The organism is Arenimonas aestuarii, assembly GCF_054781715.1.
Genome location: NZ_BAAGTW010000008.1, coordinates 1 through 10967, shown reverse-complemented (window position 1 = coordinate 10967; position 10967 = coordinate 1). Strand labels below are relative to the sequence as shown.

Genomic DNA, 10967 nt, shown 5'->3' with positions numbered 1-10967 from the left:
CCTGGCGGCGCCCCTACGCGTCGCGGCGATTCAGTTCCGCCGCCAGCTCCGGCGAGACGCCGGGGATCTTCGACCAGTCCACCCGGTCGATCTGTTCGGCCGGCAGGAAACGTTCGGCGTATTCCAGGTAGACCTTCTCGCGCAGGAAGACGTCGAACAGGTCCGGGTCGACGTGGTGGTCGAGCTTCATGCGGCCCAGGATGGTCAGCGATTCGCTGAGCGTCTTGCCGGGCTTGTAGGGCCGGTCGCTGGCGGTCAGGGCCTCGAAGATGTCGGCAATGCCCATCACCCGCGCCTGCACGCTCATCTGTTCGCGGGTCAGGCCGCGCGGATAACCCTTGCCGTCCATGCGCTCGTGGTGGCCGCCGGCGTATTCGGGCACGTTGCGCAGGTGCTTGGGCCAGGGCAAGGCCTCGAGCAGGCGGATGGTCATGGTGATGTGGTGGTTGATGATCTCGCGCTCGGCGTTGTTGAGCGTGCCGCGGCGGATGCACAGGTTGTCGAGTTCTTCGGCCGACAGGAAGGGCTGTTCGCTGCCGTCGGGGCCGCGCCAGGTATGCGCCGCGATGCGCTGCAGCGCGGCGATCCGGTCGTCACCCAGGAACTCGCCGCCGGTATTGGCCTGGCGCACCGCCTCGCGGTCGGCATCGAGCTGCGACAGGCGCGCGTCGTAGGCCGCCTGGTCGAGTTCCCCCTTGAGCAGGGCAATCTCGGCATCGCGCTTGAGCACCTCGAAACGTGTGTCCACCAGTTCGATCCGGTCGAACAGCGTCTGCAGCTTGGTGGCCTTGTCGACCACGTGCACCGGCGTGGTGATCTTGCCGCAGTCGTGCAGCAGGCCGGCGATCTTGAGCTCGTAGCGGTCGGCTTCGGACATGTCGAAGTCCGCCAGTGGGCCCGCCTTCGTGCGCGCCACGGCGTCGGCCAGCAGCGTGGTCAGCGCCGGCACGCGTTCGCAGTGGCCGCCGGTATAGGGCGATTTTTCGTCGATGGCGGTGTTGATCAGGTTGATCAGGGCCTCGAACAGGGTTTCAAGCTGGTCGATCAGCCGCCGGTTGTTGAGCGCGATCGCCGCCTGCGAGGCCAGCGACTCCACCAGCTGCTGGATCGCCGGCTCGAACACCAGGATCCTGCCGTCGGGCCCCTTGGCGTTGATCAGCTGCAGCACGCCGATGACCTGGCCGTCGTGGTCCTTCATCGGCACGGTCAGGAAGGACTGCGAGCGGTAGCCGGTCTTGGCGTCGAAGGCGCGGGTGCCGGAAAAGTCGTAACCCTCGGCGGTGTAGGCATCGGCGATGTTGATGGTCTGGCCCGACAGCGCCGCGTGCACCACCACCATCGAATCGTTGCCGCTGCCGTCCTCGCGATGCAGCGGGATCGGCGGGAACTGGATGGGCTTGCCGTGGCGGCCGCCCATGAAATAGCCCAGCGAGTCGTTGCGCAGAACTTCGAAGCGCAGGCTGTCGCCCTCGCGCAGGTAAAGCGTGCCGCCGTCGGCATCGGCGAAATCCCGGGCGGCCTCGAGGATGCGTTCGAGCAGCGTCGCCAGGTCGCGTTCGTGCGACAGGGCCACGCCGATGGCGTTGAGGGTCTCAAGACGGCTGAGGATCTCGGTTTCGCTGGTCACGGTGGCGGCCGGCCTGGGTTCGGCCGCCAACATGACGCCAAATGCATCGGCACGCAATCCGCACCCCGTGCCGCGGCCCGTTTCCTCAGCGCCAGCCGGCGTCGCGCGCCGCGCGCTCCTGGCCCGCGTCCAGTGGCTCGCCGGACATGCGTTCCTCCACTTCCGACACGACGGCCGCGGGCAGTGCGCCGGTGGCCTGGCGCAGTTCGCCCCGGAGGCCGGGATCGGAGCCTACGAGCACGGGCACCTGCCAGTTGCCGCGACCGTCGCGGCAGGCCAGGCCCGACAGGTCCCGGTCCCCTTCAAGCCGGAAGCTGCGGCAGTAGCCACCGTCGCGGCTCCGGAAGCTCAGTCCGACGCGCACGTTTCCTACCGGATCGGCAGCCAGGCTCGATTCGAGCGACTCGGCCAGCGCACCGCCGGCCACCAGGCCGCCGGCGCCGGCATCGAAGGGTCCGGCCGCCGGTCGAAGCGCGAGTTGCGACAGCGCGATGCCCAGCGCCAGCGCCGCGGCCATGGCCGTCCATTCCGGCCAGGCCCAGCGCCGGCGCGCCGGCGCCGGCAGTGCATGCACCGTCGCCCCGGCCGATACCGGCCCTTCGCGGGCGATCGTGAGCAGGTGCGCTGGCACCGGTTCGTCCAGCACGGGATCGAATGCCTCGCGCAGGCGCGCGCGCAGCGCCAGGGCGGCGGCCACTGTCGCGGCGACATCGGGATCGGCGGCCATCGCGGCTTCCACCCGCGCCACGCCGTCCGGATCCAGCTCGCCGTCCACGTAAGCCATCAGCATGTCGTCGGTCGGCTTCATGCGCCCACCCCGGCGGCACCGCCGAGCAGCGATTGCAGCGCTTCGCGGCCGCGTGCGAGCCGGCTGGTCAGCGTGCCGATGGGCACGTCCATGGCCTGGGCCGCTTCGCGGTAGGACAGGCCTTCGATCAGCACCAATGCAATCGCCATGCGTTGTTCCTCCGGCAGTCGGGCCAGCGCCGATTGCACCGACAGCGCCAGGTCCTGTCCTTCGAATGGTGTTTCGCCCACGTTCGCTCCCTGTTCCTCCGGTGCAAAGATCCGTTGGCCGCGCTGCCTTGACCGCACTTCGTCGATCCAGGCATTCCGCACGATGCCAAACACCCAGGCGTCCAGGCGCGTTCCCGGGCGCCACTGCGACTCCCGTGCCAGCGCGCGCTCGAGCGCGACCTGGACCAGGTCGTCGGCATCGGCCGGGTTTCCCGCCAGGCTGCGGGCGAAGCGCCGCAGACGCGGCAGCAGCGAGCACAGTTCCTGGTTGAAATTCATGCCGGTGTCAGTGACGGTCATGCTTGATTACGTCCCGGAGGGGCATTTTGTTCCCGGTTCGTGCTTCAGGGCACGGCGGCCGGATGCTAGCACCCCCCTGGAAGAAGCCACCCCGCCCGGACGTAGGCCATTGATATGCCCCGATACCTGCCCCTGCTGCTGGTCCTGCTGCTGTCGCCGCTCAAGTCGGCGGCGCTCGCGCTGCCGGTGCCGCAGCTGCCCGCGACCCTGCCCGGCCCCGTGCAGCAGACCCTGGAGCAAACCGGACGGGAGGTGCGCCGCCTGCGGGAACGCACGCTCCTGCGTGAACATCGGCGGTGGCTGGAGGCCGACCCGCGGGGCGCGCCCGTGGTGCGCAGCGAAGTCGTGGCGATAGCCCCGGACGCGGACGCACTGGCACGGGCGCAGGCCGCCGGATTCGAGCAGATCCGCGAGTCGACCCTGGCGCCGCTGGACCTGCGCATCGTTGTCCTGCGCGCACCCGACGGCATGCGTGTCCGCAGGGCGCTGCGACGCCTGGCGCGCATCGATCCGGACGGACACTACGAGTACAACCACATCTACCTGGGCTCCGGCAGCCTGGGTGGATCGCGCGGCACCGTCCCGCCAGCCGGACCACGCCCACCCACCGCAGCTGGCCGCGTCGGCCTGGTGGACGGTGGCGTCGATGCCTCCCACCCCCTGCTGGCGGGCGTCGCAGTCGAACAGTGGGGCTGCCAGGGACGCGGCCAGGCCGAAGCCCATGGCACGGCGGTCGCGTCGCTGCTGGCCGGTGACGCCGCCGGCCAGGCCCGCGGCGGCCAGCTGTTCGCCGCCGACATCTATTGCGGCGAACCGACCGGCGGGTCCGTTACGTCCCTGGCAGAAGCCCTAGCCTGGCTCGCCGGCGAGCGCGTGGCGGTCATCAACCTCAGCCTGGTGGGTCCGCCCAACCAGCTGCTTGAGTCCCTGGTGCGCTCGATGCAGCAGCGTGGCCACGTGCTGGTGGCGGCGGTCGGCAACGACGGCCCCGCAGCCCGGCCGCTCTACCCGGCCGCCTACCCGGGCGTGATCGGGGTGACGGCGGTTGACGCGCGTGACCGGCCGTTGCCCGAGGCGCTGCGCGGCGACGCCGTCGATTTCGCCGCGCCGGGAAGCGAGCTCTGGGCCGCCGCGCCAGGCGGCAGCCGGTCCCGGGTGCGTGGCACGTCCTTCGCGGCGCCCCTGGTGGCGCGATTGGCCGCCGTCGAGATTGATTCGCCCGAACCGGGCGCGAGCGGGCGCGTGATGCAGCGTTTGGCCAGCCGCGCCCGGGACCTTGGGTCACGTGGCCCCGACCCGCGCTTCGGCCACGGCCTGCTTTCGGCCGAGGCGCGCGCGGTCTGGGCCGCGCCTGTGAACGAAGATTGAACGAAACCCTCCGGCCCGGAAGAAAACCAAGCGTTGGTTCGTAAGTCCCCTTGAAGCCGCGGATGAGCCGCGGCATCCAAGGAGACCGCCATGAACAACAAACTGATCACAACCGCCGTCTTCGCCGCGCTGTTTTCCGCCAGCCCGATGCTGCATGCGCAATCGCTCGTCGGAGGTGCCACCGGCAACCTGCGCGGCGCCGTTGGCGTTGGCCCCGGGGGCCTTGGCGGCCAGGATTCGATCGGTCGCCTGGGCGCGCGTGACACCGTGAACGGCGTGCAGCGGGAGCTCAGGGGCAGCCTGGCCGAACGCCGTGCCGAGCTGCGCGAGCTTCGCCGCCAGCAGCGTGCCGAACGCGCCGCTGCCGAGGCCGCTGCCGAGGCCGCTGCCGAAGCCGCTGCGTCCGCGCAGGCCGATAACCGCCGGGACGCCGGGCTGCTGACCGCTTCCGGCGCGATGCCCAGCCGCGACGATGGCCAGGCGCAGGGTGCGGCTTCGCTGGCCGGTGCCGCCACCGGCCAGGCGCAGGACGCCACGGCGTCGCTGCAGGGCACGCTCGACGGCGCGCTGTCGCTCGAGCGCCAGGCCATGCCGCCGGCCGATGGTGGTCAGCCTGACGACGCCGAGTCCGGCGACGAAGCCCCCGCGACCAGCAACCGCGATACGCCGCGCGCCAACGCCCGCGGCGAGGCGGAAGCAAATGCCGACGCGTCCGCGTCGCGCGACGGGGCCTCGCTCGGCGCATCGGCGTCGGCCCGCGGCGACGCCGAGGTCGAGCGCTAAACATCGCGGCCATGTCGCACCGGCAGGCGGGCGTCATCGCGGCGCCCGCTTGCCGCGTGCGTGCTTTCACCGATCCGGCCGCGCGCATCAGGTGCGCCGGATGGTGGGCGTCCCCTATGCTTGGGCCATGCCGGCCACCATTGAAATCCCGACGACGCTTGCCCATGCCAAGGGGGCCTATACCGCCACGGCGAGTTTCGGCGGCCTGGCGAGCCAGGCCAACCTGGTTCTGGACACCGGGAGCAGTTCGCTGGCCGTCCTGACCCGGGTTTACGACCCGGGCCAGGATGCCCATGTGCAGGCCACGTCGCTGGTGCAGGAGATCAACTACGGCGGTGGCGCCTGGGCGGGACCCGTCGTGCGCTCGACGCTGGGTTTCGGCCACGGCCACCATGCGCGGCGTCTGCCGGAGGTCCCGTTCGGAGTCATCGAATCCGAGGCGCCGGTGCTGCGCCAGGCCGATGGCATCTGGGGCCTGGCCTATCGCGACTTGAACCCCGCCTACGACGTGGCCGCCCTGCTGGCGTCGCAGGGCAGCCAAAGCAGCCTCAGCTGGCCCTGGCCGTTCCCGCAGGGGCACGCGCTGGATCTGGCGGGGCTGAGGACGCGCCTGCAAACGCAGCCGCGGACCCATCTGGAGCCGGCGTTCACTGCCCTGGAGGACGAAGGCATCGTGAGCAACCGTTTCGCCATGGTGATCGGCCGGGCGGTCGTCCATGTCGCGGAAAGCGCGTCGTCGGCCGCGGAGGCGGCGTCCGCGCAACTCAACGAGGGCCGGCTCGTGCTGGGCGGCGGCCGCGAGCTCCAGCATCTCTACCAAGGGGCGTTCCACCCGGTACGGGTACTCCACGACCACTACTACAACATCAACCTGCGTGCGATCCGGGTCGGAAACGAGGCGCCCATCATCGTGCCCGCGCTGCCAGCTTCGGAACAGGCCACCCGCTACAGCAATGCCCTGCTCGATACCGGCAGCAGTTTCCTGGTGCTGGACGCGACGGTGTTTGAGGCGGTGCTTGCCGCGCTGGGGAGACGAAACCCTGACTTCCCGGCGCTGGTGGCACGGGCCCAGGAGGCCCTGACGCGGGATGAAGGCGTCCCCAACCATCTCATCGACACCAGACACTGGCCCGACCTGCACGTCACGCTCGAAGCACCCGACGGATCAGATACCGAGCTGCGTGTCCCGGCTTCCCACTATTGGCCCAAGAACGCACTCAAGGCCGGCCAAAGCCTGTGCCTGCTGATGTCGCAGCTGCCGCACTTCCGTGGACAAACCATCCTGGGCTTGCCGCTGATGGCAGGCCGATACGTCGCGTTCGAACGCGATGTCGGCACCGAAGGGCGCATCGCTTTCGCAGACCTGAGACCGACGGCATGAATGACGGCCCTTCGCATCCGGCGGTTTGCCTCCGGCTGCTGGACGCCACCGACCAGGGGCTCTACCAACAGCTCTACGGCGACGCAGCCACGATGCGCCACGTCTGCCCGCCCCTGGACGACGAGCAGGTACGGCGCAGCTTCCTCGCGGCCTGCCGCCTCAACCTGGACGCCACTCCGACCGCTCGGTTCTGGGTGATCGAAGACGGACGCACCGGCTTTGCCTTCGGATTGATCGGACTGCACTGGGATGGCCCCGCAAGCGCCGAACTGGGCGTGGTGCTTCCGCCCGAACACCAGGGCAAGGGCCTCGCCACGGACGCCGTTCGTTGCCTGCTTGAACCCGCCTTCGACGGACTTGGCATCGAGCGCCTGCATACCCGGCATGAAGCCGGCCACCAGCTGGCCGGCGGCCTGATGGCATCGCTGGGGTTCGTGGTTCTGCCGGCCCGCAACGGGGACGATAGCCGGTACTGGGAACTGACCGCCGGCCAATGGCGGGCCAGCCGCGCCTGACCATGCGCCCGGACGAACCCCACCCGCTGCTGCTCGCCAACCCGCTCGCGACGGGGCTTGCCATTCGTGCGCTGCGTCTTAACCCCCGGCATTTCACGGACGATGACTTCGCCCGCCATGGCGTCGCGCAGCCCAGCGAACTTTACCGGGCCGGTTGTGCGCGTCGCTGCGAATTCCTTGCGGGGCGTCGCTGTGCCCAATCCGCCCTTGAGTCGCTGGGCTGCGGTCGCCCCAATATTCCCATCGGTGCAGGCGGGGCTCCCGACTGGCCTACTGGCTGCAACGGGTCGATAAGCCACAGCGCATCTTGGGCCACCGCCGTTGTTTCAACCACGCAGCGCGTCCGGCCTGGCATTGACTGCGAGTCGATCATCGGAGTCTCCGCATTCAGGGACATGGTGGAACTGGTGGCCGCTGAAGGTGAACTCGAGTCCGCTGAGCGCACTCTGGGCGACCGGCACCTGGCACTGACATTGCTCTTTTCGGCCAAGGAGAGTGCATTCAAGTCTCTGCCGCCTGAAGAGCGCGCGGGCTGTAGTTTTTTGTCCTTTCGCGTCGTCATCGCCGGTGACATCGGGGCGGGCTTTGAGGTGAGGGACGTCCGGCCTCACGTTCGGACGTGCAGCCGGCCGGGTCTGTACGCACGCCTCGATCAAACAACCATCCTTACGCTCGTGGTATCGAACCCCGACGCGGAAGACTGAAGCGACATGATGCCAAATGATGTTCCTACCGCCTTAGTCCATAGCCCACAAGACACGAAAAAGTCCAATTCCTTTATGAATAGCTCCATCTATACCCCGGGGAATTCAGGTCGAATCGTCCCCTTGACGCCTGACCAGCAGGGCCTTTGGTTCGAGTGCAAGGCAAGCGAAGATGTCAATGCGTCGTACAACCTATCGATGGGACTAACGTTGACCGGGAGAGTAGATCTTCCGGCGTTAAAACGGGCGTTTCAACAGCTAGCATCGAATAACGAGAGCCTTCGATGCAGCTTTCCCGACGTCGACGGAGAAGCCCTATGTAGGGTCGCAAACGTAGAGGACTTCACGCTGCCTGTCGTAGAGCTCACACTTCCCGATAGCGCGCCATCGGACACCTACATCGAACGCATTGCGGGCGATGAGCTTAGAACCCCGTTCAACGTCTCGGATGGTCCGCTAGCTCGTGTCGTGCTGATAAGAGAGTCCGACTCGCGCGTTACGTTCCTATTTACGGTCCACCACCTCATCTCCGACGGCCGATCAATGGCGCTGATCGGAAATGAGCTGGCCAGCCTGTACACGTCAGCCTCCCAAGGCAGCGCATTACCGTCCCCTAAGCCCCATGGAGTTGCGGGCCCTATCAGTTCGCAACTGTCGCCTGAGCTTCAAGCCAAGCGAATGGAAGACGCCCGCTACTGGCAGGAAGAGTTGCGGGGCGCACCTCCCTTCACCGACCTACCCTGGGATCACGCCAACCCTACTGCACCCAGACATATTGGTGATCAAGTCGGCTTCCACTTCGATGAAGAGGACACGCGCGCCCTGGGCTCTCTAGCAAGGAAACATGACGTTTCAACCTTCACCGCAATGTTCGCAATCTGGTCAGTGCTGATCTCAAAGCTGGCCAATCAGAATGAAGTGGTCGTCGGCGTCGCAGTGAACAAGATCGGAGCTCAAGTCGACAAGGATTTCATTGGATTTCAGGTTGGCATGTTGCCAATTCGAATCGCCATGCGTGATGAGTCATTTTCAACTCTGTTGACTCAGGTTAAACGAAAGGTCTCGCTCGCCAAGGAGCACCAATCACTTTCGTTCGGCGAGCTTGTAAAGCTAACGCGTGGGCCGCGCGATCCGAAAATTCATCCCGTATTCCAAACCAGCTTCACCTGGCCGCATCCTCCTGAAAAAGCCCCAGAGTTCAGCGGTCTTGACGTAGAAGTTTTGGCCTGCTCAAGCGAGAAGTTTGGTTTCGGAAAGCCCGAACCATTCCGGAAGAATGATGCTGGCGCCTATTCATTAACGGCGTTCGGGGGAACCTCCACGTCTGCGTACGCCAAGCACAGCCTGGCCGTATCTGCGTGGAAAGTCGATGGTCGAATTGCTTGCGGTATCGAGTTTTCCACCAGCTTCCTCGAACGTGACACCGTGCTCCGCTGGATAAGCCACTGGAAGAACCTATTGAGGTCGGTAGCATCTGATCCGGACGGAAAAATTTCCTCCCACGGCCTGATGTCAGCTGAAGAAGAAGCGGCCCACGTTTCGTTGACGAACTCCTCGAACGAAGGCTTCCTCGAAGATGGGAAACCCCTGTTCCGCTTAGTGCAGGAATGGGCAAGAATCGCCCCAAATCGACTGGCGATTGATTGTACTGATGGTCACGTAAGCTTTTGCCAGCTGGAAGAACGCTCGAATCGAGTTGCCTCGAGACTCTACGTTTCAGGAATCCGTGACGGGCAACGCGTCGCCGTCTGTATGCGCCGAGGCGCCGGCATGATCGTATCGCTCCTGGCTTTACAAAAGGTAGGGGCGACATTCGTCCCGATTGACCCCGATCATCCGACAAGTCGTCTTCGCAGAGTCATTGATGACTGCACTCCCGCAGCTGTCATTGGAGATTCGACGACCGTTTCCGCGATCAACCTCCTTGGGTTGGATGCGGTGCTTGATCTCGCGCATCTGGAGTCTGGAGCGGTTGATGAAGACGTCAGCTATCCGGAACCAACAAGCCGTCCGGACGACATCTCCTACATCATTTACACGTCCGGAACTACCGGCAATCCCAAGGGCGTTTGCACCACGAACGCGGCATACGAGGCGTTCCTTTCCATCGCTAGCGAGTTCTGTGAGCCAACGCTGGGGAGCCGGATTCTTCAGTTCTCATCATTTACCTTTGATGCGTTCGTCATGGAATTGGCAATGTCACTTGCTCGTGGCGCAACGCTCTGCATACCGGCACCAGGTATCACACTTGCAGGCGACGATTTGGCTGAACAGGTCAACCGGCTGCGCCCGTCACACGCCTTCATCCCACCAAGCGTCCTTGCCACCCTCGATCATTTGTCTGACTTGAAGTCGGTAATTTGCCTACTCTCCGGCGCAGAGCCAGTCTCAAAGGATCTCGTCAACAAGTGGCGGACCAACCGCATTTTTTCAAACGTCTATGGTCCGACCGAGACAACGGTGATTTGTACTGCGTACCGCGTTTCCGAAAATTTGGAGAACCACCCGCCGATCGGACGCCCGTTCTCGAACTCTAGGGTATATGTCCTGGACAGCGCTGGAAAACCACAGCCCACAGGCGTCCGCGGAGAGCTGTATGTGGGAGGAAGTAGCGTTGCTAGTCACTATTTCAACAGCCCCGAGCTCACTGAAGAGAGGTTTCTTCCGGATCCATTCTCGCGCCGCCCCGGCTCGAGAATGTATCGGACCGGAGATTTCGGATGCTGGAAATCGGATGGCCAGCTGCAGTTCCTGGGCCGCTCAGATACCCAGATCAAGATTCGAGGCTTCCGAGTCGAGATCGGTGAAGTAGAGCACCACCTGAAAGCTATCAGTGGCGTTGTCGCGGCGGCGGTCGTAGTGGAAACTGGATCTGACTATGGGAATCGACTTATTGCTTACTTCGAAGCATCGATAGAACTGAATTCGAAGCACATGCGCGACAAACTGAGGGCGTGCATTCCCGCGCACATGGTCCCAGCGGTTTTTGTTCGCGTAGGTCGTCTGCCACTGAACCGGAACGGAAAGGTCGACCGTCGAGCCCTGGAAGCTGCGCCTTTGTCAGAGGCGCCGGACGGCTCCTGCGATGAGCCTCTTGGCGATTGCGAACGACTGGTTGCAGACCTCTGGTCGCAGCTTCTGCGCCTCCCCCGCATCGGCCGCGACGACCATTTCTTCGATCTGGGTGGCCATTCGCTGCTCGCCGTGCAGGTGATCTCGCGGGTCCGCCAGTCGCTGGGCGTGGACGTCGTCCTGGCCGACCTGTTCGCCCA

Annotated in this window: 9 protein-coding genes; 6 read left to right on the top strand and 3 right to left on the bottom strand. The window is 65.5% G+C overall.

Annotated elements, in window-relative coordinates; translation table 11 throughout:
- Positions 1 to 13: 13 nt before the first annotated feature.
- The 3 genes from ACYVJH_RS11970 to ACYVJH_RS11960 form a co-directional block, all read right to left on the bottom strand.
- A complete protein-coding gene (locus tag ACYVJH_RS11970) occupies positions 14 to 1627 on the bottom strand; it encodes an HD domain-containing phosphohydrolase (protein ID WP_460454884.1) in 1614 nt (537 codons plus the stop codon).
- An 85-nt stretch (positions 1628 to 1712) separates the two neighbouring features.
- The gene (locus ACYVJH_RS11965; RefSeq protein ID WP_460454883.1) at positions 1713 to 2435 is read right to left on the bottom strand and encodes an anti-sigma factor; all 723 of its coding nucleotides are present in this window, start codon (positions 2433 to 2435) and stop codon (positions 1713 to 1715) included.
- On the bottom strand, positions 2432 to 2944 hold the full coding sequence (locus ACYVJH_RS11960) for an RNA polymerase sigma factor (protein WP_460454882.1): 513 nt from the start codon (positions 2942 to 2944) through the stop codon (positions 2432 to 2434). Before ACYVJH_RS11960 ends, ACYVJH_RS11965 begins: the two co-directional genes overlap by 4 nt.
- A 114-nt stretch (positions 2945 to 3058) precedes the next feature.
- Here ACYVJH_RS11960 and ACYVJH_RS11955 point away from each other — a divergent pair, with 114 nt between their 5' ends.
- The 6 genes from ACYVJH_RS11955 to ACYVJH_RS11930 form a co-directional block, all read left to right on the top strand.
- A complete protein-coding gene (locus ACYVJH_RS11955; RefSeq protein ID WP_460454881.1) occupies positions 3059 to 4312 on the top strand; it encodes a S8 family serine peptidase in 1254 nt (417 codons plus the stop codon).
- Positions 4313 to 4402: 90 nt separating this feature from the next.
- Positions 4403 to 5095, top strand: coding sequence for a hypothetical protein (locus ACYVJH_RS11950; RefSeq protein WP_460454880.1), 693 nt, complete (start codon positions 4403 to 4405; stop codon positions 5093 to 5095).
- Between the two features lie 127 nt (positions 5096 to 5222).
- Positions 5223 to 6476 (top strand): pepsin-like aspartic protease, encoded by a 1254-nt coding sequence (locus ACYVJH_RS11945; protein WP_460454879.1) that lies wholly within the window; start codon positions 5223 to 5225, stop codon positions 6474 to 6476.
- Positions 6473 to 6991: a GNAT family N-acetyltransferase gene (locus ACYVJH_RS11940; protein WP_460454878.1), complete on the top strand. Its 519-nt coding sequence runs from the start codon at positions 6473 to 6475 to the stop codon at positions 6989 to 6991. Before ACYVJH_RS11945 ends, ACYVJH_RS11940 begins: the two co-directional genes overlap by 4 nt.
- The gene (locus ACYVJH_RS11935; RefSeq protein WP_460454877.1) at positions 6970 to 7695 is read left to right on the top strand and encodes a 4'-phosphopantetheinyl transferase family protein; all 726 of its coding nucleotides are present in this window, start codon (positions 6970 to 6972) and stop codon (positions 7693 to 7695) included. Before ACYVJH_RS11940 ends, ACYVJH_RS11935 begins: the two co-directional genes overlap by 22 nt.
- Positions 7696 to 7701: 6 nt before the next feature.
- Positions 7702 to 10967, top strand: a 3266-nt coding sequence (locus tag ACYVJH_RS11930) for a non-ribosomal peptide synthetase (RefSeq protein ID WP_460454876.1), incomplete at its 3' end; no start/stop codon positions are given.

Coding starts and splice junctions, on each gene's coding strand:
- ACYVJH_RS11965 (WP_460454883.1), bottom strand. CDS start 2,435: ATGAAGCCGACCGACGACATGCTGATGGCTTACGTGGACGGCGAGCTG.
- ACYVJH_RS11940 (WP_460454878.1), top strand. CDS start 6,473: ATGAATGACGGCCCTTCGCATCCGGCGGTTTGCCTCCGGCTGCTGGAC.
- ACYVJH_RS11955 (WP_460454881.1), top strand. CDS start 3,059: ATGCCCCGATACCTGCCCCTGCTGCTGGTCCTGCTGCTGTCGCCGCTC.
- ACYVJH_RS11935 (WP_460454877.1), top strand. CDS start 6,970: ATGGCGGGCCAGCCGCGCCTGACCATGCGCCCGGACGAACCCCACCCG.
- ACYVJH_RS11950 (WP_460454880.1), top strand. CDS start 4,403: ATGAACAACAAACTGATCACAACCGCCGTCTTCGCCGCGCTGTTTTCC.
- ACYVJH_RS11945 (WP_460454879.1), top strand. CDS start 5,223: ATGCCGGCCACCATTGAAATCCCGACGACGCTTGCCCATGCCAAGGGG.
- ACYVJH_RS11960 (WP_460454882.1), bottom strand. CDS start 2,944: ATGACCGTCACTGACACCGGCATGAATTTCAACCAGGAACTGTGCTCG.